The following is a 25980-nucleotide window of genomic DNA, read 5'->3' on the forward strand; positions in this document are numbered from 1 at the left end:
GGCGTCGCCCAAATACGCACCCGCGGCGGCGGGGTGCTCGGGCCCGCACCGCCCTGCGCGCTGCCGACCACGTGTGCGACATGTTCGGCGCGGACGGCAACGGCATCTGCGGACACCCCGAGATCGAGACGGCCCTGGCCGAACTCGCCCGCGCCACCGCCGAGTCCCGCTACTTGGAACAGGCCCGCCTGCTCGTCGAGCGGCGCGGCCACGGCACTCTGCCCGACATCGAGTTCGGCCGCCCCTACTACCAGGACGACCACCCCGTACGAGAGGCGGACGTGCTACGCGGGCACGCGGTCCGTGTGCTCTACCTCGCAGCCGGAGCCACCGACGTGGCTGTCGAGACCGGCGACACCGAGCTCCTGGCAGCCGTCGAACGCCAGTGGGAGGCAACGGTGGCCCGGCGCACCTACATCACCGGCGGCATGGGGGCCCACCACCGCGACGAGTCGTTCGGCGACGACTACGTCCTGCCGCCTACACCGGCAGCGCGGCCCACGCGAACGGCATCAGGGACTTCACGCTCACTCAGGCCTACACACTGGCCGGCGCGGGCGGGAACCAGCTGGCATGGACCATCCGCCTGAAGAACACGTCCACCGAGCGTCTCGAATTCCAGGATCTCGGGTTCCCCCTGCTGATGAACGCCTGGTGGAACGGCGGCAACCAGAAGGGGATCTACGAGCAGAACGTCGGCCGCCACTCCTTCGTCGGCAAAGACGGGTCGTACATCTACTGGCAGCGCCCCAACGGAGTCGGACCGTTCCTGGTGATGGTGCCCAACGCCGGCACCTCCCTGGAGTTCAAGAACAAGGCGCGGTACAACGAAGGGCCGTTCGCCGAGCAGGACCCGTCGTGGGAAGGAGTGGTGGAGTACTTCATCCACTCCAAGAACATCTCCGTCGAACGGGCCACGAAGACGGCCAAGTACCTTCCAGCGACCTCGCTGATCCTCGAACCCGGGGCCGAGAGGACGTACGGGTTCACCTTCCGCTGGGCGGCCGACTACGCGAACCTGCGCAACGTCCTCTACGACGCCGGGGTCGTCGACGCCGTATCGCTGCCCGGCATGGTCGTCCCGCAGGATACGAAGGCCACCCTCGCGGTGCGGGCCAAGGGCGGCATCCAGCAGGTCGGCGGAGAGAGCGGCAAGAACATCACCGTCACCGCCCGAGGCACCCGCAAGGGCTACACCCTGTACGACCTCGCCTTCCCCGGGCTCGGTGCCCACCAGGTCACCGTCCGCTACGACAACGGCAGACAGTCGGTACTGCAGTACTACTCGGTCAAGCCGATCGAGGAACTCGTCACCGCGCACGCGACGTTCCTCGCCACCAAACAGCAGGCCAGGACGGCCCGCGGATACAACGGCGCCTACCTCCAGTGGGACATGAGCCGCAGGAAGCAGATCACCTGGGACGACTACCCCGGCGGCGGCTGGAAGGAATGGATGGCCGGCGGCTCCGACGACCTCGGACTCGCCCCCGCGGCCTTCCTCTCCGAGAAGAACGTCTCCGCCCCGAACCAGAACAAGGTCGCCTCGCTCGACTACTACATCGAGCACTTCCTCCTCGGCTACCTCCAGGGCAGGACCGAGAACGGCACGCGCACCTACCAGGTGTACCGCTGGTACGACGGGCAGGACGGCACCCCCAAGGACCAGGGCGTCTGGCGGGCGTACAACTACGTGCACATCGCGAACACGTACCTGAACCTGTACAAGATCGCCAAGAGGTACCCGCACATCACGACGCGTCTCACGGCCACCGAGTACCTGCTGATGGGGTACCGGACACTCGAAGCGATGTTCACGAAGATCCCTCAGCCCACTCCGATCGGGGACGCCGCTCACGATCTGGGCCTGATGGGCGAGCTGCTCCATCCCGACATGCTCGCCCGGCTCAGGGAGGAGGGCCGCAGCGCCGAGGCCCAGCGCCTGGACGGCTTCCTTCAGGGCAAACGGGACAAGATCTTCGCGCAGGAGTACCCCTTCGCGTCAGAGATGAGCATCGACACCACCGGCTTCGAGGCCTGCTACACCCTGGCCAAGATGTACGGCAACACCGCGCTGGCCGCCAAGGTCACCCGGGCGTCCCTCGCCGCCCGCGGCAACCAGCCGCTGTGGTACTTCTACGGCTCGGACAACCGGCACATGGGCGAGTCCTGGTGGAACCTCGGGTACGAGTGTCAGCTCGGGGCATGGCAACAACAGGACTACCTGTACTCCTACGCCACCACCAGCGGCGGCGAGTTCGACGAGATGATGCGCAGCACCTACGGGGCGTACCTGGCCGGCTGGGCGAACATCAACGCGGGGCAGATCAGCGCCGACGCCGCCAACATCGGAGCTGCCTCCTGGCAGTTCCAGAGCGAGAAGGGCACCTGCAACTACAACTGGATCCCCCTGCTGGACGGCTGGTGGGCGTGGTCGGGCGAAGCCGACCTGGGGTTCTGGGGCGCTCTGCGGGCCGCCACCGTCAACGTCGTCGAGGACCGGATCGTCGGACTCTATGCCTACGGCGGCGAGGTGACCGAGCAGAACGGGACGTACGTCATCACCCCCAAGGACGGAGTGCGGCAGCGTCTGGCGCTGTACAACAAGGGGAAGTTCGGTCTCCAGATCGACAAGGCGAGGTTCACCAGGGCGCAGGTGTCGGCCGACCTGCGGGACATCCGGGTCACCCTCCAGAGCGTGGTCACGGGCAGCTATTCGCCCGACATCACGCTGCGCAACCTGCCGGCGGGGACCTACCAGGTGTCCGTCAACGGGGGTGCGTCCCGCAGCGTGGTCAGCAACGGCGGCGAGGTTGTCGTCAAGGACGTCCGGACCCTCACCGGCAACGGACACGTCGTGCGGGTAGTGGCGATGTGATCCGGCGTACGTCACCGCGCCCCGTCCCCTTCCACGGAGGGGAACGGGGTCCCTGATGGACCTCGCCTCCGAGCTTCCGCCCTGAGTAAGCCGCCGAGATCAGCCGCCGCTGGGCACCCCAGCCGGACGATTCAGGATTCCCTGAATTCAAGGATTTGTGTACTCTCGGAGAGTGCTGACTCTCGCTGCCGATATCGAAGTCCTGGCGCGGTTCGGTCGTGCGCTCGCCGACCCCATCCGCTGCCGGATCCTGCTCACCCTGCGCGAAGCCCCGGCCTACCCGGCCGACCTCGCTGAGGCTCTGCAGATCTCCCGCACCCGGCTGTCCAATCATCTGGCGTGCCTGCGCGACTGCGGTCTGGTCGTCACCGTTCCGGACGGCCGCCGCAGCCGCTACGAACTCGCCGACGAACGTCTCGGACACGCGCTGGACGACCTGCGCGCCGCCGTGGTCGCTGTCGATGCAGACCGCACCTGCCCGGACGCGGACGAGAAGGGGTGCTGCTGAATGACCGCGGTATCTCTCGGCCCGAGCCCGGCCCGCCGGGATGCGCTGGCCCGACGCATACGCCTTCTGGTCACCGCGACCATCGGCTACAACGTCGTCGAGGCAGTCGTCGCCATCACGGCCGGTACCATCGCCTCCTCGACCGCGCTGATCGGCTTCGGGCTCGACTCCGTCATCGAAGTCTCCTCCGCCGCAGCCGTAGCCTGGCAGTTCTCCGCCCGCGACCCTGCTGTCCGGGAAGCCCGTGAGAAGCGCACCCTGCGGATCATCGCCTTCTCCTTCTTCGCGCTCGCCCTGTACGTCACCGTCGACTCCGTGCGCGCGCTGACCGGCACTGGCGAAGCCGGACACTCGGTTCCGGGCATCGTGCTCGCCGGCCTCTCCTTGGCGATCATGCCCTTCCTGTCCGCCGCCCAACGCAAGGCCGGCCGAGAAATCGGCTCCGCCTCCGCCGTCGCAGATTCCAAGCAGACCCTGCTCTGTACCTACCTCTCCGCCGTACTCCTGGTTGGCCTGCTGGTCAACCTCCTGCTCGGCTGGACATGGGCCGACCCGGTCGCTGCCCTCGTCATCTCGGCCATCGCCGTCAAGGAAGGCCGCGACGCCTGGCAGGGCAGGGGCTGCTGCGCGGCTCCCACCTGGGCGACGCCGCAGGCCGGTGCCGACACCCACAACTGCGACTGCTGCAGCTGAGCTCGCTGCCCCGCGCCCAGGACCCGAGGTGCAGAAACGACAACACCGTCGGACTCCAGGCGACCTGGGTGCTCCCCGGCCACGGCGCCCAGTGGCGCACATCGCCGGCCCAGGTCTGCGAGACCGCCAGGAACGGCTGGCAGCGGCTCCGCCCGGTGCCGGGTCGCGGCCTGCGATGCGGAGCCGGGGCCACCACATCCTCGGACGAATGAGGAGATCAACTGCGCAGGTTCGCCTCCAGCTCAGAGAAGCAGGTGACCGTTTTCGACGAACCCGGTCATGGGGGAGCCGGCTGCTCCGGCGGTCGGCGAACACGAGGGCAACAGACCCTGCGACAGCAGATGAGGGCGCCGGCGATGCCGGCACGAACGAGGAAGTGCCCGCCATCGCGCTCAACTGGCCGGACGGCCACGCCGGGACCCTGAGGGGGAGCGGACCGGCGGGGCCACAGAGCGCACCTTCCGGAGCAGGCGGGCCGAGCAGGACGCCTGCCTCCGTCCGGCCCGGTCACCCGTCGGCACCGTTGAGATGCGCGCGAGCCGCTGTGACCAACCCTTGGACGGCAAGCGAGAAGTGCTCGTGCGCTGCGATCGGCGTTTCGCGCTGCTCGGCCGGCGGGCAGGAGGACGGCCGGGCCAGCCTCTGTATGCGGCGAGCCATCCCCGCCGTGATCTTGGCGGATGCGGCGATGGGGGAGATCGCGCAGGCACGGCGGGACCGGATGGAAGGCACCCGGTTCGGCGACGTGAAGGGGTACGACGGTGCTCCACTGCCCGCACCGGAACTGCCGCCGGTGCCGTTGAAACCGCGGGGTAGGCTGCGCTGACCCGGCCGACGGTCGAGTGGTGCAATGCCGGCACCAGCCGGTCGGCGCCGCCGGCACCCCGCACCGGTCCTCGGGCCGTATGCCGGGAGCGGCCGATGCTCGCACGCGTGCGACGGTGACGCAGAGTGTCCCCGTGCGCGGGGAAAACAGGAGCGAACAGGTCCAGTAAACTGTCGGCGGGTGCTCTTCGGCAGCAGGAGCCTGCCCGACGCAGGGGGCGGGAAGACGGGAGCATCGTGTCGGTGTCGCAACCATGGGGCATACGTGTGCCCTCGTCCGGCGGGAGTGACGACTCGCGGACATCCTGGCAATGGCGGGAGACCTCGGTTCTGCTGGTCGAGGACGACCCCGGGGATGCCCTGCTGGTGGAGGAACTCGTCGCCGACAGTACGTTGAAGATGGACCTGCGCTGGGTCCGTTCGATGGCCGAGGCACGCGAGGCGCTCGCGGCCGAGCGGCCCGACTGCGTCCTACTGGATCTGAACCTGCCGGACACCCAGGGCCTGGAAGCGGTGTCCGGCATTCGAGTCCACGCCGATCAGGTCGCTGTCGTCGTGCTCACCGGCCTCGCGGAGGAGGAGACAGGGCTGGCGGCGGTGGCGGCCGGGGCCCAGGACTACCTCGTCAAGGGGCGTGTCGAGCCCGAGCTGTTCGGGCGGGCGGTGCGCTACGCGATCCAGCGCAAGCAGGCAGAGCAGGCGGCCGTGGCCCTGCAGGCGAGTCAGATGCAGGCTCAGGAGAACGCCCGGCTGGAGCGCGGCCTGCTGCCCCGCCCCCTGCTGCACGACGCCACGGTGGACGTCGTGACCCGCTACCGGCCCGGCCGCGCGCACGCACTGCTCGGCGGCGACCTGTACGACATCGTGCAGAGCACCGACGGCGCCGTACACGCGCTCATCGGCGACGTCTCCGGACACGGGCCCGACGAGGCGGCCCTCGGTGTCGCACTGCGCATCGCCTGGCGCACCCTGGTGCTCAGCGGCGTCACCGGCGCCGAACAGATAGCCCGGCTGGAGGAGATCCTGGTGGCCGAGCGCGGCGGACCGCAGGTCTTCGCCACGCTGACGAGCCTCACCAGACGACCGGGGGAACCGCATGTGCGGATGATCCGTGCCGGCCACCCCGGACTGCTGCTGCGCACCGGCGACCGAGTGGAGTGGGTGGAGGTCGACGGCGGTCCCGCGCTGGGCGTCGTACCCGATGCCGCGCGCTGGCCGGTGCGGGAACTGAAGGTGCCGCAGGACGCGGCTTTGGTGCTGTTCACCGACGGGCTCTTCGAGGGACACATCGGCCGTGGCAGGGAGCGGCTGGGCGAGGAAAGGCTGCTGCGTATGGCGCGGGAGGTGGCGACCCTGCCCCCGGACGCCTTCGTCGACGAGCTGATCGAGCGGGCCGAATCACTCGCGGAGAGCCAGGGCGGCCTGGCCGACGACGTGGCCGTGCTGCACCTGCGCTGGAAATGAGACGGGCGAACGAGAACGGTGTCGGAGAACACAGTGGGTGAGGAGACGGGCGACCGGCGCATGGGCCGGCGGCTTACGGTGCAGGGCTGGTTCCACGTGGTCCTGGCGCTGATGGTGCTCATGGTCGTAGGCGGCAGCGTCGTGGGTGCCCGGCTGCTGGAGGAGACGTCGGACGTCACCGACCGGCTGGCCGACCGCTTGCAGCCGGCTCAGACGGAGACGTACCGACTGCAGGCGGGGTTGATCAACCAGGAGACCGGGGCGCGCGGTTACGCCATTGCCGGCGACCGCCAGTTCCTCGCCCCGTACACGCAGGGCAAGGCGGAGGAAGCCCGTGCGGCGGCGCGGCTGCGTGAGCTGATCGGGGACCAGCCCCGGCTGCTCGCGGACCTGGAGGCGGTGGAGCGCCAGGCGGCCGACTGGCGGCGTACCTACGCCGAGCCGCTCGTGGCCGACGTGTCCTCCGGCGAGTCCCGAAAGTCCGTCCGGGCCACGGTGGAGCGGGGGAAGAAGGTCTTCGACGAGATCCGCGACGCCTGGGAGACCCAGAACGCGGACCTCGCCGAGGCCGTGGCGGACGGCAAGGAGGACCTTGCCGGGGCCCGCACCGAGCGCAACGTGATCCTCGGTGCCATGGTGGCGGTCTTTCTGCTGGCCGGTGGGATCCTCGCGGTTCTCGTCAAGGTGCTGGTGGCCCGTCCTGTCAAGGCCCTCAGTCGAGCCTCCCGCCGGGTGAGCGGCGGTGACTTCGACCATGTGATCCTCGGTGGAGGGCCGGCCGACCTCGCCGCGGTGGCGGACGCGGTCGAGGGCATGCGGCAGCGGATCGTCGCCGAGCTCGACGCCTCCTACCGCCAGCAGGAGGTCCTCACCCGGCAGACCGCCGACCTGGACGCGCAGGCAGTGGAACTGCGCCGTTCCAACGCCGAACTGGAGCAGTTCGCCTACGTCGCCTCGCACGACCTGCAGGAGCCGCTGCGCAAGGTGGCCTCCTTCTGCCAGCTGCTGGAGAAGCGGTACGGTGACAAACTCGACGACCGCGGCCGGCAGTACATCGACTTCGCCGTCGACGGGGCCAAGCGCATGCAGGTGCTCATCAACGACCTGCTCACCTTCTCGCGGGTCGGGCGCCTCAATGACGCCCGGGTCGAAGTCGACCTCGACCAGGTCCTCACCAAGGCCCTGGCCAACCTGGACACGGCCATCACGGAGACCGGCGCCCACGTCGAACGACCGGAGCGGCTCCCCAAGGTGGTCGGCGATCCGATGCTGCTGGGCATGGTCTGGCAGAACCTGGTCGGCAACGCCGTCAAGTTCCGGCACCCCGACCGCACCCCGAACGTCGGGATCACCTGCGAAGAGGATGCGGACAGCCCCGGTACCTGGCGACTGTGCGTCACCGACAACGGCATCGGCATTCCTGAGGAGTTCGCGGAGAAGGTCTTCGTCATCTTCCAGCGGCTGCACGGCCGGGACGCCTACGGGGGGACCGGCATCGGACTGGCCCTGTGCAAGAAGATCGTCGAACACCACGGCGGTCACATCCGGCTCGACACCGGCCACACCGGTGGCACTCGCATCTGCTTCACCCTGCCCTCCGGCGACGGCACGGCCGACGGCACCGACTCTCACACCGAGGACAAGACCCTGTCATGACCACCTATGACGCGACCCCCATCGACGTGCTCCTCGTCGAGGACGACCCGGGCGACGAGCTGATGACCCGCGAGGCGTTCGAGGACAACAAGATCGGCAACACCCTGCACGTCGTGCGGGACGGAGAGGAAGCCCTCGACTTCCTCTACCGACGTGGCGGGCACGCCGAGGCTCCGCGGCCCGACCTCATCCTGCTCGACCTCAACCTGCCCAAGTACGACGGGCGTCAGGTGCTGGAGAAGATCAAGTCCGATCAGGATCTGAGCGACATCCCCGTCGTGGTGCTCACCACCTCGTCGGCCGAAGAGGACATTCTCCGCAGCTACAAGCTGCACGCGAACGCCTACGTCACCAAGCCCGTCGATCTGGACCAGTTCATCGCTGCGGTCCGCCAGATCGACGACTTCTTCGTGCAGGTGGTACGCCTGCCCCGGCGCCCGGCCTGACACGACGGTTTGCCTGTACGGTCGCGATGAGCAGCCTCGGTGCTGGTGCTGGTGCTGGTGCTGGTGCTGGTGCTTGGGGCGGCGGGTACGCCCGCGTCGGCCGATTGTCGAAGCCCCCGCGGAAGGAAGCCGGCCCACGTCCGTGAGGACGTCACTCGGGTAGCGGCGACCTCGGGCACGCTGATCGCCGTCATGGCGATCACCGCGGCGACATCCTCCGGGCCCGCGGGGCACCCGCACGCGTACGCGACCCCGGTCCGGCCCTGCTCCAGAACGAACTGCGGGACTTCCCCCGCGCCCTTGCCCTGCTCACCCGGGGGCCGCGCAGCGCTCGACATCATGGGCGATCTCGACCGGGCCACCGCGGAGGAACTCACGTCTGCGCAACGCCGCGCCCGACGCGCACGACACCGACCGAGGGAAACGCCGGCGAGCAGGGCCACGCCGCAGCGGCACGCGCCCCCCGTCCGCCGGCGCAGCCGTGAAGAACCGGCGTTACCTCTCGCCACGTTGCCCGTCCCGCCTCTACGCCCCGCTCCGCACGGCCGGCGAGTGACAGGCTCACCCCCGGTCTCCCCAACCGTCCGGCGCCCAAGGAGAATGACGGTATGAGCGTCGAAGCCGAAGTCACCGTCACCGTGGTCGATGACGTGCGGATTGTTCGGGTCGCCGGAGACTACGACGCCGAAGGGGCCGAAACCCTGGCGCATGCGCTCGCCCTCCCCGCCGAGACCGGCACGTCCGGCACCGTGGTGGACCTCGCCAAGGTGACCTTCGCCGACTCCTCGTTCCTGCACACGCTGCTCGCCGCCCAGTACCGGCACCAGACGTCCGGCATCCCCCTGGTACTCGCCGAAGTCACCCCGCTTCTCCGGCGCTTGCTGGAGCTGACCGACGTCGCCCGTGCCTTCACCGTGGCGCAGACGGTTCCGACCGCCACTGAAACGGTCCACGCCCGCAAGTCCAGCACTCGCCGACAGTGAACGGTGTACATCGCACGGCCCCGGGCAGCCGCGAACCAGGCTTCGCGGGCGAGCGGGATGAAAGGCGTATATGAACACCACGGACACCGAATCCGGTCGGCTGCAGCCGCCCTTCAGCGCCGCGACCGCCCGCGCTCACGTCCGGGAGCTCTTGCTGACCCGTGCCCCCGACACCCTGCCTGTGATCATCGACGACGTCCTGCTCGTGGTCACTGAACTGATCACCAATGCCCAGCGGCACGGAGGTGGCCTGACCGCCTTCGACGTCCGCCTCACGGACGACACCATCACCGTCAGCGTCACCGATGCCTCACCGGACATGCCCCGCGCCATACCGCACAGCCGCCCCTTGGCCCCGGGGGGCTTCGGCTGGACACTGATACGCCGGCTCAGTCGCCACGTGGCGATAACGCCTGCGGCGACGGGAAAGACGATCGAGGCCGTCATCGACACCGGCGCCCGCACCGGTCTGGCCGAAGAACGACGTCACCGGGGCCCTGCCAGCCTTCACTAGCATCGACGACGGCACCGTCGGTGACACACCGAGGTTCGCCACGAGCCGGAGGCCGAGCGCCCCGAGCAGGAACAACCGCGTCGTCGAGAAGGTCATGGCACAGGCCGGCAGCGTGGTCAGTGCTCTTACCGTGCCCTCCCCGGTCGCCGGTCCCGGCAGCCCGTCCTGTCCGGTGCGCTCCGTCTGCCCCGTCGTCACAGACGCACCTTCTCGGGGAGGTAGTCGGATGCGACCCGTCCGAAGTTCCCACGGGGCGGACGTGACGTGAATCACCGCGAGCTGGTCGAGCCGCGAGTCCGGGAACTTCTCGTACTCCCCCCTGACGGGGCGCCGAGACTGCAAGGATGAGCCGCCATGAGTGCTGGGTGGTGTCTCCGCACGACGAGAGCCGCGGTGTTCGCGGCCGTCTGCGTGCTGCTCGCCGCCCTGGGGCACGTCACGATGTCGGACGCCTCGGTACCCTGGTGGGCTCTTGCCGTCCCCCTCGTGATCTGCGGCGGAGCCGCATGGTGCCTGGCCGGTCGGGAGCGCGGGCTTCTTCCGGTCTCCTTCGCCGTGGTGGCGGCCCAGACGGCGCTGCACGAGTGGTTCTCCTACGCTCAGGCGCTGTCGACGTCGCCCATGCACATGGACGGCCCGCCCGAGTTCACGCCGTCCGGCTACCGTCCGGGCGCCACGACTCACACCGGTCATGCCGTGCACTCCCTGACCGACGGCGAATCCGCCATGGGAGCGACGGACGTCATGGACCCGGCGACGGGAATCGGTCATACGGTGAGCGGCGGGATGTCCTCCACGGGCATGCTCGCGGCCCACTTGCTGGCCGCCGTCCTGACCGGTCTGTGGCTCGCACACGGCGAACGCGCGACCTTCCGCGTTCTGCGGGCCGTCGCCGGGCGGTTGGCCGCTCCGCTGCGGCTGCTCCTCGCTCTTCCCGAGCCTTCGTGCCGTCCGCGCGTCGTCCTGAGCCGTGGGCGTTCGGACCGCCGGCCGCGCCGGCCGCTCCTGGTGTACGTGATCACTTCTCGGGGCCCGCCTGAAGGGACCGCTGTCGTCTGAGACAGCAGGTTCCCCGACAGCGTTCCGGTCCTCCCCGGCCCCGGACGGCTTCGGGTTTCGGGGCACGCCGAGAGTCCGGCGTTCTCCCGCCTTCCCCTTCCCCCACCCGACTGGTGCGCACCTCGAGCGAGCCGCCCGGTCCGGTCCCCGGATGCCCGCCCGCCGGCCGTCCGGTCCCCCCCCGAAAGGGACATCAGGTGATCAGTCCAGCCCTGTCCGCCGCATGCGGCAAGACCCATCGACCCGCGAGAACGCCCGAGGAGCGGACACCCGCCGACGAGTTGGTCACGGCCTGGGCGCTCACTGCCCGCGGTGGCGATCCGGAAGCCGTCGAGAGGTTCGTCGGCGCCCTGCACCGAGACGTCCGGCGCTTCGTCGCGTACCTCAGTGCCGACCCGCAGGCCGCCGACGACCTCGCACAGGACACCTTCCTGCGGGCCTTGGGCAGCCTGCACCGTTTCGAGGGCCGCTCCTCCGCCCGGGTCTGGCTGCTGTCCATCGCCCGCCGAGCGGTGATCGACAACTACCGCTACGCGTCGGCCCGGCCGCGTCTCGCCGACGTCGACGACTGGCAGGATGCCGCCGAACGCGCCCAGGAGCGCGGTCTGCCGGGCTTCGAAGACGGCATCGCCCTCGCCGATCTGCTGTCCGCCCTGCCCGCCGAACGCCGCGAGGCATTCGTCCTCACCCAACTCGTCGGTCTCCCTTACGCGGAGGCGGCCGAGCTGAGTGGTTGCCCGGTCGGGACGGTCCGGTCGAGGGTCGCCCGGGCCCGTGCCGCACTGGTGGACCTGCTGGAGGACGCGGAACGGCCCGCCGCTCAGAGGGCTTCGGCCTGACCGTGGCCCGGCCGGGCGGGGTCCCCCCGGTGTCGGTGCTCGTGCACCGGGTGTCAGGATGGGGCGCCATGTCGGTCGGAGGGTTTCTGCGTGTGCTGCGGGCCGCGGTGTTCGCCGCCGTCTGCGTGGTGCTCGCCGCCCTCGGACACGTGCTGATGTCGGGGGAGGGGCTGCCCGGGTGGGTCCTCCTCTCCGGCGCCTCGGCCGTCGGGGCCGTCGGCTGGGCCGTCGGGGCCCACGAGCGGCGTCGCCGTACGGTGGCCGGTCTGACCGTCGGCGTGCAGGCCTGCCTGCACCTCGCCTTCACCCTCGCGCAGTCCGGCGGCCGGCCCGCTACCACACCGGACCGTACGCGGTCCCTTCGGCAGTGGGCCGACCAGTTCCTCTGCGGCCCGGCCCCGACACCCGCCCAGGCTGCCCGGGCCCATGACATCGCGAAAGCCGCGGGTCCGCACCACCCGGAGCACGCGGGCACCCACGGGGCCGACAGCCTGGCGTCGGTCGGCCACGGCATGGCCTCCCTCGCCGGAACGGGCGGCGCGCATGACATGACGCACATGGCCGGCATGTCCTCCTGGGGCATGCTGGGCGCCCACTTGCTGGCCGCTCTGCTGTGCGGACTCTGGCTGGCCCAGGGCGAGAGCGCGCTCTTCAAGACGGTCCGCGCCTGCGCGGACCGCGCGTTCGTGCCGTTGCGGCTGGTCCTGGCCGTGCTCTGCCCCCCTCCCGCTCCGCCCTCTCCCCGGCCGGCCCCGCGGCCGAGGTGGCGGCTGCGGCAGCTCCTGCTCGTCCACGTCCTCACCACCCGGGGCCCTCCCGGGGAGACCGCTGTCGTCTGACAGCCGGAACACCGCCACCGCCCTCCGCGCGGCCGCGGTCTCCCGTCCGCGCCACCGCGCGGCGGGACTCTCCCCGTCACCCGTGCCTCCGCCGACGGTCACCGTGCCGTGCCCGGCCGGTGTGCGCGGGACTCAGGAAGGACCCACAGCACTATGACCCCTGCCCTGCCCACCGCGACCGATGACACGGTCACCGCCTGGGCGCTCGCCGCCGCCGCGGGCGACAGCGAGGCGGTCGACCGCTTCGTCCGGGAGCTGCAACGCGATGTGCGCCGCTACGTGGCGTACCTCGCCGACGACGTGCAGGCGGCGGACGATCTGACCCAGGACACGTTCCTGCGCGCCCTCACGGCACTGCCCCGGTTCGAGGGGCGTTCGTCGGCGCGCGTGTGGCTGCTGTCCATCGCCCGCCGGGCCGTCGTCGACAGTCTGCGCCGCGCCGCGTGCCGGCCCCGGACCGCCTGCACCGACGACTGGCAGGCCGCTGCCGAACGCGCCCAGCCGACGGGGCTTCCCGGCTTCGACGAGGGCATCGCGCTGTGGGAGCTGGTCGACTCGCTGCCCGGTGAGCGCCGTGAGGCATTCGTCCTGACCCAGCTCCTGGGGCTGCCGTACGCGGAGGCCGCCGAAATGAGCCGGTGCCCGGTCGGCACGGTGCGTTCCCGGGTGTCCCGCGCCCGGACGGCCCTGGCCGAGTGGGCCGCGGACGAGTCCGTCCCCCGCCACCCGGCGGAGCGGGCCGCGGCCTGACGCCCCGGCCAGAGCCTTCCGGCCGATGCCCGGCGCCCTAGGGGTGTCGTTTGGATCTTGCCGGGGTCGCGGGGTCCGGTACGCGCATCTGCGGCGTTGTCGTCGGTTGCCGACTCCCCCACGCTCGACTGCGCTCGCGCGGGGGGACCCCCGTCGCGTCGACGCGGCGGGGGGACCCCCGTCGCGTCGACGCCCTCCTCCGCCTTGCAGCTGCACGCACCAGACCCCGCTCGGGTCGGCCACAGGGCACCGCCGGCCGGGGCCGGCCTGATCCAAACGACACGCCGTAGGGGGCAACAGGCATCGGCCGGAACTCCCCGCCGGTACCGAGCCGTTGCGCGACGTGCGTCACATTCGGCTCGGGGAACTCGCGGCGGCCTCTCTCCGACTCCTCCTGCGAGCACCACTTCGGTCGGTCGACACCGGGAGAGAAGAGAGACGCACATGTCGGAGAGCCCACCGCTGCCGGACACACCGGTGACGCCACCGTCGAGCGCAGCGGCCGAAGTCGTGCCGCCCCGGTCGGGAGACGTCACCAAGCCCGTGACGGCGACCGGTGCCGGCAGCGGGACGACGCGGGCAAGTCTGCGTCCCCTGCTGCTGCGCCTGCACTTCTACGCCGGTGTGGTCGTCGGCCCGTTCCTCCTCGTCGCCGCGGTGACCGGACTCGCCTACACGGCCGCACCGCAGATCGAGTCGGTCCTCTACGAGCACGAGTTGAAGGTGACGCCGCGGGGCTCGGCGGAACCGCTCGCCGAGCAGGTGGCCGCGGCCGAACGCGCCGTCCCGGACGGCACGCTGCTGTCGGTGACCAAGGGGGCCGGCCCCACCGACTCCACCCGCGTCACCTTCGGCAAGGACGGGCTGGCCGAGGGCTACACACTGACCGCGTTCGTCGACCCGTACGACCACGAGGTACTGGGCACCCTGGAAACCTTCGGCCAGTGGCTGCCGGCGCGAGCGTGGCTCGACGACCTTCACCGGAACCTGCACCTGGGCGAGTTCGGCCGCAACTACAGCGAACTCGCCGCCAGCTGGCTGTGGGTGGAGGTGCTCGGCGGACTCGCCCTGTGGGCCGGCACTCCGCGCAACCGGCAGCGGTTGCGGCGTCTGGTGGTGCCGGACGGTGGTGCCAAGGGGCGGCGACGCACGATGTCGTGGCACGGTGCGGTGGGACTGTGGGCCTCGGTCGGCCTGCTCGGCCTGTCGGCGACCGGCCTGACCTGGTCCGGTCACGCGGGCGCGAGCATCGGAGAGGTGCAGGACGCGCTGGGCGGCTCCACACCCGCGGTGTCCACCGCGCTTCCCGCCGTCGGCAGCGGAAAGGAAGATGCCGGGAGAACGAGGGACGTCGGCATCGACGCGGCGGTGGCCGCCGCGCAGGACGCCGGCCTGCGCGGCGTGCTGGTCGTCACCCCGCCATCCGAGGCCGGAACCGCGTACGTCGTGAAGGAGAACACCCGTTCCTGGCCCGTACGGCAGGACTCGGTGGCGGTCGCCCCGGCCACCGGCGAGGTGACCCAGACCCTGCGTTTCGACGACTTCCCCGTACTGGCCAAGCTGACGAGCTGGGGCATCAACGCCCACATGGGTCTGCTCTTCGGCCTGGTCAACCAGATCGTTCTGGCGCTGCTCGCGATCGGGCTGATCGCGATGATCCTCTGGGGGTACCGCATGTGGTGGCTGCGCCGTCCGACCCGCAGCGAGGGTTTCGCTCTCGGCCGTGCGCCGGCGCGCGGCGCCTGGCGGCGGATACCGGGACGCGTCCTGGCCCCCGCCTTGGTGCTCGCCGCCGTCATCGGCTACTACCTGCCCCTGTTCGGGCTGCCGTTGCTGGTGTTCCTCGTCGTGGACGTGACGGTGGGCGTGGTGCGGCGACGCGGGACGGGGGCCGGCGCGTGATCGCCGCGAACGGACTCCGCTGGATTCTGACGCTGATGTTCGCCGCACCCGCACTGTACGGGCTGTGGCGGCTGGTCCGGCCGACGACGGGCCTCACCGGACGGGTGGGGCACCTGCTGCACGCCGCGATGGGTGTCCTCATGATCGCGATGGCCTGGCCGTGGGGCATGGACCTGGCCGTGGCGCCCCAGGTGGTCCTGTTCGCGGCGGGTGCGCTGTGGTTCGTTGCGGCCTCCTTGGTCTGGCCCGGTGAGCGCTCCAGGTCCGGAGCGGTGAGGGCCGCCTGGCCGCACGCCCTCATGATGGGCGCCATGGCCTGGATGGTCGCGGCGATGGGAACTTCGGGCGCGATGGCGGGTCACGGGGGCGGTACGGGCCACGGCGGGCACGAGGGCCACGCGGCCTCCGGATCGGGTCTCGCCTCCATGAGTCTCACCGCCACGGGACCGAGCGTGGCGTCCGCCCTGCTCGCGGTGGCCCTGACCGCGATCGGTCTGGTCTGGCTCGCCCGGGCCCTCGACCTCGCCCGGGTACGGGCGCCGTTGCCCGCGGGCGGTCCGGCACCGGCCGGTACGGACACCACCGCCGCACTCGACCCGGCCTGCCACGCGGTGATGGCCCTGGGGATGGCGGTGATGTTCGCCCTGTTCGCGTAGGGAGTGACCGGGCGGTGTCCCCGCAGGACGTGGCGGGCACCTGCGGGTACGGTCCCGGCACACCCGCTGTCCTGCCCGGTGACGGGCGTCACATTCATCCGGGGGAACTCACGTGCCGACGCGTCCGACTCCTGTACCGGTGCGGCCCGTTCCAGTCCAGTGGGAGCCGTGCGACGCGCGAGCCGATCGGGAGAGTCGACAGATGGCGCAGACACGGCAACCCGCTTCCCGCGCACCGGACGGCCTGGTGCAGCGCATCCTGCCGCCTCCCGCCCTGTGCGGGTTCCTCGTGCTGCTGGTACTGGCGTTCGCCGCCTCCTACGCCGTCGGCAGGGGCGTCGGTCCCGTCGCCCCCGGCATGCACGGCCCCGGGATCACCCAGGGCGGTCATGGGGACGGCGGCACGGGCATGGAAGACGACGACATGGGCGGCATGAACCACGGGGGCGGGCACTGATGGCCGGCGAACCGACGTCCGTACAGGAGGTGACCGACCTCGCTGTCGGCGGCATGACCTGCGCGGCCTGCGTGACGCGGGTGGAGAGGAAGCTGGCCAAGCTGGACGGTGTCAGCGCGAGCGTGAACCTCGCCACCGGGCGGGCCCGTGTGCACCATCCTGCCGAGGTGCTCCCGGAGCAGCTCGTGGCCGCCGTCGAACAGGCCGGATACACCGCCGCGCTGCCCCAATCCGTCGAAGAGCGGCGCCGCGGGAGCGATGACGATGCCGGGACGGAGGCACAGCGGGAACGCGACCGGCTGACGGTCACGGCCCTGCTCGCCGTCCCCGTGCTGGTCCTGTCCATGGTCCCCGCCTGGCAGTTCCGCAACTGGCAGTGGCTGTGCTTCGTGCTCGCCGCGCCCGTCGTGGCCTGGGGAGCCTGGCCCTTCCACCGGCGGGCGGCGCGGGCACTGCGGCACTCGACGTCGACCATGGACACCCTGGTGTCGCTGGGCGTGGTGGCCTCCTTCGCCTGGTCCTCCTATGCGTTGTTCCTCGGCGGCGCCGGTGATCCGGACCTGCGGATGCCCTTCAGCCTGGTGCCGACGGCGTCGGACGGCGTCGCCCACATCTACCCGGAGGCCGCCGTCGGCGTCCCCCTGTTCGTCCTGGCGGGCCGGTACCTGGAGGCGCGGGCCCGCCGTGGCACCGGAGCGGCCCTGCGCGCACTGGCGGAGCTGGCCGTCAAGGAGGTCGCCGTGCGCGACGGCACGGGCGGGCGCCGCATCCCGATCGAGGAGCTCCGGGTGGGGCAGGTCTTCGTCGTGCGGCCCGGAGAACGCGTGGCGACCGACGGCACGGTCGTCGAGGGCAGTTCGGCCGTCGACCTCTCCCTGGTCACCGGGGAGAGCGAACCGGCCGAGGTCGCTCCCGGTACGGCCGTGATCGCCGGCAGCGTGAACGTCGGCGGCCTGCTGGCGGTGCGGGCCACCGCGGTCGGCGCCGACACCCGGCTTGCCCGCATCACCCACCTGGTCACCGAGGCACAGGCGGGCAAGGCGCGGGCACAGCGCCTCGCCGACAAGGTCGCCGGCGTCTTCGTCCCGGTCGTGCTCACCCTGGCCGCCACCGTCCTCGGCTTCTGGCTCGGCGCCGGAGCCGACCCCCAGGCGGCGATCACCGCCTCCGTGGCCGTCCTGGTCGTCGCCTGCCCCTGCGCCCTCGGTCTCGCCACCCCGACCGCCCTGATGGCAGCCACCGGCCGCGGCGCCCAACTCGGCGTCCTGGTCAGCGGCCCACAGGCCCTGGAAGGACTGCGGCACATCGACGTCGTGGTCCTCGACAAGACCGGCACCCTGACCTCCGGGCACATGAGCGTCGCCCGGGTCACGGCGATGCCCCGGGGCATCGGCGAGGAGCAGGCGGTCAGGCTGGCCGGTGCGGTCGAACAGGGCTCCGAGCACCCCTTGGGCCAAGCCGTCACGGCGTACGCCCGGCGCACCATGCCGACGGGGTCGCTGCCGGAGGTGACCGACTTCGCCGCTCTGCCGGGACGTGGTGTGCGGGGCAGGGTTGAGGGACGCCTGGTGGAGGTCACGGCTCCGGACGACGAGCTGCCCGTACCGCTCGACGAGGCGATGTCCGGCGCGGAGTCGGCCGCCCACACGCCCGTCGTGGTCCGCGTCGACGGGGTGACCGAGGGGCTCATCGAGGTCGGCGACGTACTGCGGCCGGGCAGCTACCGGGCCGTGGACCGGCTGCGGCGCCTGGGCGTACGGCCGGTACTGGCCACCGGAGACCGGGAGGCACCCGCCCGCGCCGTCGCCACCGCCCTGCGCATCGACGACGTACACGCCCGCCGCACCCCCGAGGACAAGGCCCGGCTCGTCCGCGAACTACGGGAAGAGGGCCACCGGGTCGCCGTCGTCGGCGACGGAGTCAACGACGCCGCGGCCCTGGCCGGGGCCGACCTCGGCATCGCGATGGGCACCGGCACCGACGCGGCGATCGGAGCCGCCGACGTCACCCTGGTCCGCGGAGACATCGACGCCCTCGCCGACGCTGTCCGCCTCTCCCGCAGCACGCTGGCCACCATCCGGGTCAACCTGCTGTGGGCCTTCGGATACAACGTCGTGACCATGCCGCCGGCCATGGTCGGCCTGCTCAGCCCCATGCCGGCCGCCGCGGTGATGTCCGTCAGCTCACTCCTCGTGGTCGGCAACAGCCTGCGGCTGCGTGCCTGGCAGCCGGCACGGACCCGCAGCCGTCCGTCCGCCTCGCCCGCCCGCGGGGAGAGCCTTCAATGACCACCTCCGCCTGGACACCCACGCCGCGCCGACTCGCGGACACGGCTCTGGCCGCCCTGGCACCGATCTGCGCCTGCGTGTTGGCCCTGGGCGCTCTCGCGGTCTGGACCGCCACGGGCAACGCCGGCACCCCCGCACGCGTCGGCGTCACCGACGCACGGCTCTTCCTCCCGTCCCGAGGAGTCCCGGAGACAGCGGCGTTCTTCAAGATCACCAACACCGGGGGCGCCCAGGACCGGCTGGTCGGGGTGACGTCGTCCGAGGTTCCTGAGGGCATCTCGCTCAGCAGCCACCGGATGACCGCCGGCGGAGCCGCTTACCGCCGGTCCACGGAGTCACTCCCCGTCCCCGCCGAAGGCACCCTCGACATGTCGCCGCTCAGCAGCGACGTGACCGTCCCGGCCGCGGCACGCTGGCAGGCGGGCGATCTGGTGCCCTTCACCCTTCACTTCGAACACAGCGGACGCATGGAGGTGCTGGCGGTGGTCGTCCGGCCCGGATCCTGAGGACGCCGGGAACATCCGGGTCCCCCACGGGTCGGAGACGCTGCTTACGGCACCGTGGGCGTCTGGGCAGTGAAGCCCAATGGCTTCCGAGAAGCCGAAGCCGGTTCACCGTGACCGGAAGGCGGCTCGTGGGGGCAGCGCACACGAAACGGCTGGTATTACTGGTGCATGCAGGAAGAGACCGCACGCTCCGCGATCGACATGTTCATCTCCGCGTTCAACGCCTCGGACGACACCTATGTGACAGCCCTGCTCTCCCAGGCCCTGACCTCGGACGTGGTCTTCTGGGGACCGTTGGGTCGCAGCGAGGGAATCGCGGAGGTCGAGCGGTTCGTGCTGGACATCAGGCGCCACCCGGCGGGGACCGGCACCATGGTGCGCTGCTCAGCGGTGGACATGCCTGACGAATGGGCCCGGTACCGGTGGGTCTTCAGCACACCTGACGGCGGCCCCCGCCTGGCGGGAACGGACGTCGTCCATCTGCGACGGAGCCTCATCGACCAGGTCATCGTCTTCGCGGGGGACATCGAGCCGGCCGCTTCCTGAGCAGGCCGTTTCCTGAGCCGGCCGCTTCCTGGGCCGGCCTTTCTCTGAGCCATCCTTCTGTGGCCGTCGCTCTCGTTGAAGCGGTGGAGCACCTCGCACACGGTGTCCTCGTCGGCCTGGACCGGCTGGGCGATCACCGGCACCCGGTCCCCACCCGCCGAGGAAGCCCGCAGGGCCGACGTCGCGTGCCCGGTGGCGCCCCGCACGGGCACCGTCACGGTGCTCGGCGGCCGCGCGTGGCCGGACGCCCGTTCAGTCCCTGTCCGTCACGATCGCCTGAACAGCGCGGCCGTAGTGGCGGGCCACCGTGTCGGTGTCGGCCGAGGCGAGGGGTTCGAGATGCGCCACGTAACGCATCATGGCGAGCCCGACGAGCTGCGTGGCGACCATGCTCGTGCGGAGCATCGCGTCCTCGCCCGTGATCACCCCGCCGAGTGCGCGCGCCAGGATGCCGGTCGCGGTCTCACGGAGCCGGGCGGCGGCGGCACGGTGGATGGCGGCCGAGCGCACCATGGTCATGAGTGCCGGACGTGACGACACGTCGTCCCACACCGACAGGTGGGCGCGCACCACGCGTTCCCCGATCCCGTCCAGTCCGCCCTGCGCCGCGGCGGTGATGGCCTCCTCGATCTTCCCCGGCAGTTCCAGCGCCTGGAGGAACAGGTTCTCCTTCGTGCCGTAGAAGTGGTGCACCAGCGACTGGTCCACCCCCGCCGTCTCCGCGATGCGGCGCAGGCTGGTCGCGTCGAAACCGCGCTCGGCGAAGCAGACCCGTGCCGCGGTCAGGATCGCCTCCCGCGTACGGGTCTCCCCGGGCCGCCTGCCCCCGGCGTGCTTCGTGGCCTGACCAGCCGCCTGACCAGCCGCCTGACCAGCCGCTGGACCTGCCGCCTGACCGGCCGCCGCAGCCGTCCCCGCCGTGTCCCCGGTCTGCTCGCGGCCGGAACCAGCCACCTCACGCGTATCGCTGACGCTCTCCATGCCCCCATCATGCCCGCTCCGAACGACGCGGCCTAAAACTCATCACCCGATGAACTCATTGCTTGATGAGTTATATAGTGAAGTCGTCGGCGTCACCGAGCGTGCCCGGCCGCCGGTGTCCGCTCCGCGCGCCCCGATCTGCGGGCCGAGTCGGACGCCTCCGCACTTCGTCCGCCGTTCCGCCCCGTCTGCCAGGGCGGAACACCTCTACGGAACGGTTGCCATGTCTGCCAACCTCGACGCCGCCACCACCTCACAGCCGAGTGGCAACACCCCGGAAGCCGGACCGCCCGGTGGCCGGGGGCTCGTGGCGAAACTCGCCGCCATCGTCGTCGGCCTGACCGCCGCGATCACCCTCATGCTGTGCGCCTTCGGTCTGCCGTCCGCCAACGGCGGCCCCCACCACGTTCCGCTCGGCGTCACGGGCCCGGAGTCCGCGGTGGCCGCCGTGCAGAAGCAGCTCCCCGGCGACGACTGGGAGGTCACGGCGTACGACAACTCCCGTGACCTGGTCCGTGCCGTCGAGGAGCGCGACGCCGCAGGCGGCCTCGCCTTCGACGAGGACGGCATGACCGTCTACACGGCGACGGCGGGCGGCCAGATGATCAGCAACGCGATCAGCGGGCTCGGCACCGCGCTCGCCGGTCAGCAGCACGTCTCCGCGACCGTCCACGACGTGGTGCCCTTCCCGAAGGACGACCCGCGGGGCACCGGACTCGCCTCCGCTGCGCTGCCGATGATCTTCGGTGGCATGCTGCCCGCCATCGCCCTGCTCCAGTTCTTCCCCGGCCACGCCAACCTGCGGACCCGGCTCGCCGGGGTCGTCGCCTTCGCGCTGGCCGGTGGAGCCGCCGTGACCGCCGTCCTCCAGTTCGGTATCGGCACCCTCGACGGCAACTACTGGGTCACATCCCTCGGCCTCGGGCTGGGCATGGCCGCGCTCGCCGTCCCGTTCCTCGGGCTGGAGTCGCTGCTCGGATACGCCGGGTTCGGTGTGGGCTCCGTCGTGATGATGTTCCTCGGCAACCCGCTCTCCGGCCTCACCACCGGCCCGTACTGGCTGCCCGACGGCTGGTCGACGCTCGGTCAGCTCCTGCCGCCCGGCGCCTCCGGCAGCCTGCTGCGCGCCAACGCCTTCTACGACGGGACCGGCGCGGGCGGCCCGGCACTCGTCCTGGGCCTGTGGACCCTCGCCGGCGTCGCCCTCATGTACGCCGCGGACCGTCGTCGCAACGGGAAGGCAGGCAGCAAGGCCGGCGACACTCCGGCGGTGTGAGGAGTTGGTAGGACGTCGGGCCGGGACCCGAGCGGCCGACCCGCCGCACGAGGCGCGCCACCGTGGGAAATACTCTGCGTATGAGCCCTCGCACTTCCCCGGTCAGCCCGCCGATCACGATACGGAGGGCCGTCGCGCGGGATGCCAAGCGGCTCACTCGGCTCGTGCGCGGCTCAGGCGCCTACGCGGGGCAGTACGCGGCCGCGGTCGCGGGCTACCGGGTCGGGCCCGACTACATCGAGGCCCATCGTGTCTTCGTGGCCGTCGGTGCCGACGGCGAGGGCGGCCGGGTCCTCGGGTTCTACTCGCTCGTCCTCGTTCCACCGGAGCTCGACCTGCTGTTCGTCGCCGACGAGGCGCAGGGACGGGGTATTGGACGGCTGCTCGTCGCGCACATGCGGTCGGAGGCCCGAGCCGCCGGGCTCGACCGAGTCAGGGTCGTGTCGCACCTCCCCGCCGAGGGTTTCTACCACCGCGTCGGTGCGGTACGCACCGGGACCGTGCGCGCGAGTCCCCCCGCGGTGCCCTGGGACCGCCCCGAATTCGAGTTCCGCGTCGATTCGCAGTGACGCGGGCCGCCCGGGTGCCGCCGTCTCCAGGGCACCGCAGGGGCTCACGCCAGGTCGGCGAGCAGGTCTCCTGCGGTCACGCGGGTCAGGGTCCGCGGCGCATCGCCGGTGCCCGGGAAGAGCCGGTAGGCCGTGCCCGTCGCGCCCGGCGGCTGGACGTCCCCGTGGACCGTCGCGAGGAAGATCCGCCTGCCGGCGGCGAGACCGGCCGCGGCCGCGTCGGGGTCGACGTGCTCGTGACGCTCCTCGGCGTCCTTCAGCGACGACACCCTCACGGCGAACGCGGCCGCGGTCTCGTCGGGGCGCCGACGGTAGCGGAGCAGGGCGGCTCCGCTTCCCGGGACACCACCGCCACCTGCGAAGAGAGCGCGGCCGCCCGCCAGACGGAGAGGTCCCACAGGGTGACCCGGCCCCCCGAGGTGAACTGCTGCCAGAGGTCCGCGGCCACCACGGCCAGATCGTCCCCGCCGTGCGAACGGACGCTCTGGAAGCCGCCCGTGGCCGGCAGGTGGATGTCGGTCCACAGCGCCCGCCGCCGGCCCAGGTCGACGATCATCGGCAGGCACACCTTCGAGTCGCCCGCCAGGTCGAACCGCTGCCGGACCGTGCGCGGGTCGTAGGACGCGTCGCGTGGGCCGTGCGCGGGCAGGGCCATGAATCCCGCGAACGCGTCCGGCAGTTCTTCGAACGGGATGTTGTTGAAGCTGAAGACCAGCGGGACGGCGTAGACGTCACCGCGCCGCGCGAGGCGCTCCAGGTCCAGGTCGACGTACTCGGTGGCACCGAGCGGTGCCGGGGCCGACGTGAGGTCGCCGGAGTGGACCGCCGCGTCCCGGCCGTGCACCAGGTTCGTGTAGTCGCACAGGCCGGTGAACTTCCACCCGGCGTCGAAGAACGCGACGGACAGGTCCAGGTCGGTGCGGTTGCCCTGCGGTTCGGTCCAGTGCAGGAAGAGCCGGAGTACGCCGCCCTCGGGGAGCGCCTGGGTGCTGCCACGCCCCACGGTCACCAGGGCCTTCGCCGCGGTCCGCTCGGTGAACGGCACGACGAGGTCGGCCAGCCCGGCGTCCAGCACCGACAGCTCGTACGGCTCCCCGGCGGCGAACCTGCGCAGCAGTTCCCCCTCCAACGACGTGACCACGTCCGACACCAGTGAGGTGGGAAGCGCGGGGCGCCGCTCGGGCACGGACAGGGCCCGGGTGACGTCCCCGCGCGGGAAGAACACCCGGCGGTCACCGTCGCGGTCCTCGGTGCGCACCCGCAGCGCCCCGAGCGCCGACAGCAGCGGGCCCGGCCCCACCTTCGCCAGCCCGCGCCGAAGAGCCGACGCCAGTTCGGGGACCAGCACGTCACCGGTGTGCAGGCGCAGCAACACGTCCAGCCGGCGCACCAGTTCACCGGGGCGTTCCCCGGCGAGGGCCGACGCGCGTCCCGCGTCGCCCTCGGCCAGAGCCTGCTCCAGCCGTCCCGACCAGGTGGCCGGGCGGATCCGCGTACCTGTCACACGCACGGCGTCCGGGTACCCGGCGGCCGTGCCGAGCAGGGCGGCGCCGAACGCGGTGCCCGGATCCACCGGGGTGTCGCGCAGCACCGCGAAGGCGAGGGCGGCCCGGGGATGCCGGGTGTGCCGCTCGAAGGGGTGCAGGACCTCCGCGGCCCGCTTCCACGCCGTGGGGTGCCGCAGCACGTCCTCCACCAGAAACGGCGTCGGCAGGCCGTCGAGGACGGAGAGCAGATCGCGGCGCAGGGAGCGCGGGACGTTCGTGAAACGCGACGGCGTCACCAGCCCGGCGTCACCGCCGCCGATCACGGCGAGCAGACGCAGCACGTTGGTGGCGGTGGTGAGCCGCTCGGTCAGCAGGTCGCGCAGGGGCAGTCCCGGCGGCGCCTCGCGCACCAGCGCGCCCAGCACCAGCGCCTTGGTCTCGCGGACCGGGATATCCTCGGGCAGCAGGCCCCGCCCGGCCGGGGTGAGCGGCAGCAGGGTCACCAGGTCGTAGCGGTCCTGAGGGGAGAGCGGAGTGCGGCGGGCCAGCAGGGCGTCCACCGCCGAGGTCGCGTCGGCGGCCAGGGCGGTGCCCAGGCGCAGCAGCCGCAAGGGGCCCGGTACGGCCGCCTTGGCGGCGCCGACGGCACGGACCGGGCGCAGGAAGGGGTCGTCGGCGTCGATGCGGCGGTGGCACAGCGGGCAGCCCGCGTAGTCGGACCCGTCCCAGCACAGCCGGCACACCAGGTGCGCGCAGGGGGACACGGGCAGGACGGTGCGCGCCTCGCCGCACAGCACGCAAGGGTGGTCCGGCTGCTGGAGCAGGTAGGCGAAGACCCGGTCCACGTACAGCGCTTCGGTGTCGCGCGGCAAGGTACGCGGGAAGCGGCGGAAGAGCGGGGTGTGGGTACGGTCGGAGCCGAGCAGGTCGTCGACCAGTCCGACCGTGCGTAGGTGCGCGGCCGCCAGCTCCTCGGAGTCCAACGAGGCCAGGACCTCGTGCAGTTGCGCGGAGACGACGTGGCCACGGCCGAGCAGTTCGGCCTCGAGCCGGCGCAGTGCCGGTCCCGTCCCGCCGCCCGGCTCGGACCCCCGGTCCACGTACACGGTCTGGTCACGGCGCAGCAGTACGGACTCGGCAGCGAGCAACAGGAAGCCCTCCACGACGGCTCAACACGGAAGAGACGGAAGAACGGGGGCGGAGAGTGGGCGCGCCGGGTCTTTTCAGGAAGGTGAGAAGGATGCACGCCGGGGAGCCGCCCCCGTCGTCGCTCATCCCATCACAGGCTCGCGTCACCGCCAACGCATTTACCGGCCCGCCGGTGGAGCGCACAGGGGAAGGGCCAGCCGGTCCGGCGGGTGAGCCGGGCCGGCCGGCCCCTGTCCGGGCCGGTCAGTGGTGGCCGTGCGGCCGCAGCCACTGCGGCCGGTGCGCGGCGGGGCGCCGGTGTCCGGCCGGCTCGGCCGCGTCGTTCGTGCTGCCCCGGCCTTCCAGCCGGCCGGCCATCGCGTCGCGCTCGGCGGCGGCCTGCTCGGCGGTCTCCCGGTCCCTGCGGCGCTTCTTGCCGCGGTGGCGTGCCAGGACGGTCCCGGCCAGGAGCATCCACATGCCCATGCCGAAGATCAGGGTCAGGGCGATGCCGCCGAGAAACGCCCCGAGCGTACTGATCGTGAATGGCTCGCTCCCGAGCAGGGTCACGGTGTAGTCCGGACCGCCGGACAGGTTGTACGCGATCAGCAGGCCTGCGAAGGCGGCGGCGCCCGCCATCAGCAGGAGACCCAGCACCAGCATGTTCCTCACCTCGTCGCACGTGGATGTCCTCCACCCGGGTCACCATGAGGAATGGGGCAAAACGCACAAT

The 25980-nt window shown here is 71.6% G+C and carries 25 protein-coding genes; 21 read left to right on the plus strand and 4 right to left on the minus strand.

Annotation, left to right across the window (positions count from 1 at the left end):
* The first annotated feature begins 80 nt into the window (after positions 1 to 80).
* From R2E43_RS34735 to R2E43_RS34825, 19 genes are all read left to right on the plus strand, one after another.
* Positions 81 to 590: a beta-L-arabinofuranosidase domain-containing protein gene (locus R2E43_RS34735; protein WP_332056951.1), complete on the plus strand. Its 510-nt coding sequence runs from the start codon at positions 81 to 83 to the stop codon at positions 588 to 590.
* Positions 587 to 2875, plus strand: coding sequence for a DUF5695 domain-containing protein (locus R2E43_RS34740; RefSeq protein ID WP_332057146.1), 2289 nt, complete (start codon positions 587 to 589; stop codon positions 2873 to 2875). Before R2E43_RS34735 ends, R2E43_RS34740 begins: the two co-directional genes overlap by 4 nt.
* A 172-nt stretch (positions 2876 to 3047) precedes the next feature.
* Positions 3048 to 3383, plus strand: coding sequence for an ArsR/SmtB family transcription factor (locus R2E43_RS34745; protein ID WP_003977984.1), 336 nt, complete (start codon positions 3048 to 3050; stop codon positions 3381 to 3383).
* On the plus strand, positions 3384 to 4076 hold the full coding sequence (locus tag R2E43_RS34750) for a cation transporter (RefSeq protein ID WP_193484528.1): 693 nt from the start codon (positions 3384 to 3386) through the stop codon (positions 4074 to 4076).
* Between the two features lie 1086 nt (positions 4077 to 5162).
* Entirely contained in the window at positions 5163 to 6365 is a 1203-nt protein-coding gene (locus R2E43_RS34755; protein ID WP_374105102.1) for a PP2C family protein-serine/threonine phosphatase, read from the plus strand.
* Between the two features lie 60 nt (positions 6366 to 6425).
* Positions 6426 to 8021 carry a sensor histidine kinase gene (locus R2E43_RS34760; protein WP_011027406.1) on the plus strand — a complete coding sequence of 532 codons (1596 nt, stop codon included), beginning with the start codon at positions 6426 to 6428 and terminating at the stop codon, positions 8019 to 8021.
* On the plus strand, positions 8018 to 8467 hold the full coding sequence (locus tag R2E43_RS34765; RefSeq protein WP_003977989.1) for a response regulator: 450 nt from the start codon (positions 8018 to 8020) through the stop codon (positions 8465 to 8467). The genes R2E43_RS34760 and R2E43_RS34765 overlap by 4 nt, the downstream gene beginning before the upstream one ends.
* A 608-nt stretch (positions 8468 to 9075) precedes the next feature.
* Positions 9076 to 9450, plus strand: a complete 375-nt coding sequence (locus tag R2E43_RS34770; RefSeq protein ID WP_189282764.1) for an STAS domain-containing protein — start codon at positions 9076 to 9078, stop codon at positions 9448 to 9450.
* A gap of 70 nt (positions 9451 to 9520) precedes the next feature.
* Positions 9521 to 9964: an ATP-binding protein gene (locus tag R2E43_RS34775; RefSeq protein WP_003977991.1), complete on the plus strand. Its 444-nt coding sequence runs from the start codon at positions 9521 to 9523 to the stop codon at positions 9962 to 9964.
* Between the two features lie 354 nt (positions 9965 to 10318).
* Positions 10319 to 11023 (plus strand): hypothetical protein, encoded by a 705-nt coding sequence (locus tag R2E43_RS34780; RefSeq protein WP_189282763.1) that lies wholly within the window; start codon positions 10319 to 10321, stop codon positions 11021 to 11023.
* Between the two features lie 197 nt (positions 11024 to 11220).
* On the plus strand, positions 11221 to 11862 hold the full coding sequence (locus R2E43_RS34785; protein ID WP_003977993.1) for a sigma-70 family RNA polymerase sigma factor: 642 nt from the start codon (positions 11221 to 11223) through the stop codon (positions 11860 to 11862).
* A 68-nt stretch (positions 11863 to 11930) separates the two neighbouring features.
* On the plus strand, positions 11931 to 12701 hold the full coding sequence (locus tag R2E43_RS34790; protein ID WP_332056952.1) for a hypothetical protein: 771 nt from the start codon (positions 11931 to 11933) through the stop codon (positions 12699 to 12701).
* A 153-nt stretch (positions 12702 to 12854) separates the two neighbouring features.
* On the plus strand, positions 12855 to 13451 hold the full coding sequence (locus R2E43_RS34795) for a sigma-70 family RNA polymerase sigma factor (RefSeq protein WP_030869213.1): 597 nt from the start codon (positions 12855 to 12857) through the stop codon (positions 13449 to 13451).
* A gap of 444 nt (positions 13452 to 13895) precedes the next feature.
* On the plus strand, positions 13896 to 15353 hold the full coding sequence (locus tag R2E43_RS34800) for a PepSY-associated TM helix domain-containing protein (protein WP_093455514.1): 1458 nt from the start codon (positions 13896 to 13898) through the stop codon (positions 15351 to 15353).
* On the plus strand, positions 15350 to 16009 hold the full coding sequence (locus tag R2E43_RS34805; RefSeq protein ID WP_093455513.1) for a DUF5134 domain-containing protein: 660 nt from the start codon (positions 15350 to 15352) through the stop codon (positions 16007 to 16009). The genes R2E43_RS34800 and R2E43_RS34805 overlap by 4 nt, the downstream gene beginning before the upstream one ends.
* A gap of 202 nt (positions 16010 to 16211) precedes the next feature.
* Positions 16212 to 16466, plus strand: coding sequence for a hypothetical protein (locus R2E43_RS34810; protein ID WP_332056953.1), 255 nt, complete (start codon positions 16212 to 16214; stop codon positions 16464 to 16466).
* The gene (locus R2E43_RS34815; protein WP_332056954.1) at positions 16466 to 18754 is read left to right on the plus strand and encodes a heavy metal translocating P-type ATPase; all 2289 of its coding nucleotides are present in this window, start codon (positions 16466 to 16468) and stop codon (positions 18752 to 18754) included. Before R2E43_RS34810 ends, R2E43_RS34815 begins: the two co-directional genes overlap by 1 nt.
* A complete protein-coding gene (locus R2E43_RS34820) occupies positions 18751 to 19260 on the plus strand; it encodes a copper chaperone PCu(A)C (protein ID WP_093455511.1) in 510 nt (169 codons plus the stop codon). Before R2E43_RS34815 ends, R2E43_RS34820 begins: the two co-directional genes overlap by 4 nt.
* A 168-nt stretch (positions 19261 to 19428) precedes the next feature.
* Positions 19429 to 19806, plus strand: coding sequence for a hypothetical protein (locus R2E43_RS34825; protein ID WP_003978001.1), 378 nt, complete (start codon positions 19429 to 19431; stop codon positions 19804 to 19806).
* Between the two features lie 252 nt (positions 19807 to 20058).
* Here the strand turns inward: R2E43_RS34825 and R2E43_RS34830 are convergent, their stop codons facing one another.
* The gene (locus tag R2E43_RS34830; protein WP_332056955.1) at positions 20059 to 20787 is read right to left on the minus strand and encodes a TetR/AcrR family transcriptional regulator; all 729 of its coding nucleotides are present in this window, start codon (positions 20785 to 20787) and stop codon (positions 20059 to 20061) included.
* A gap of 223 nt (positions 20788 to 21010) precedes the next feature.
* Between R2E43_RS34830 and R2E43_RS34835 the strand changes: the two genes are divergently transcribed.
* Complete coding sequence (locus R2E43_RS34835; protein ID WP_193484522.1) at positions 21011 to 22063, plus strand: hypothetical protein; 1053 nt, start codon at positions 21011 to 21013, stop codon at positions 22061 to 22063.
* Between the two features lie 80 nt (positions 22064 to 22143).
* Complete coding sequence (locus R2E43_RS34840) at positions 22144 to 22632, plus strand: GNAT family N-acetyltransferase (protein WP_003978004.1); 489 nt, start codon at positions 22144 to 22146, stop codon at positions 22630 to 22632.
* A gap of 44 nt (positions 22633 to 22676) precedes the next feature.
* On the opposite strand, the gene R2E43_RS34845 is transcribed toward R2E43_RS34840, so the two are convergent.
* The 3 genes from R2E43_RS34845 to R2E43_RS34855 all read right to left on the minus strand — a co-directional run bounded on the left by R2E43_RS34845 (position 22677) and on the right by R2E43_RS34855 (position 25910).
* Positions 22677 to 22901, minus strand: a complete 225-nt coding sequence (locus R2E43_RS34845) for a hypothetical protein (protein WP_332056956.1) — start codon at positions 22899 to 22901, stop codon at positions 22677 to 22679.
* A gap of 2 nt (positions 22902 to 22903) precedes the next feature.
* Positions 22904 to 25267 carry an MXAN_6230/SCO0854 family RING domain-containing protein gene (locus R2E43_RS34850; protein WP_332056957.1) on the minus strand — a complete coding sequence of 788 codons (2364 nt, stop codon included), beginning with the start codon at positions 25265 to 25267 and terminating at the stop codon, positions 22904 to 22906.
* Between the two features lie 244 nt (positions 25268 to 25511).
* A complete protein-coding gene (locus tag R2E43_RS34855) occupies positions 25512 to 25910 on the minus strand; it encodes a hypothetical protein (protein ID WP_332056958.1) in 399 nt (132 codons plus the stop codon).
* Positions 25911 to 25980 lie beyond the last annotated feature (70 nt).

This window comes from Streptomyces violaceoruber (genome assembly GCF_033406955.1).
Lineage (GTDB): Bacteria > Actinomycetota > Actinomycetes > Streptomycetales > Streptomycetaceae > Streptomyces > Streptomyces violaceoruber.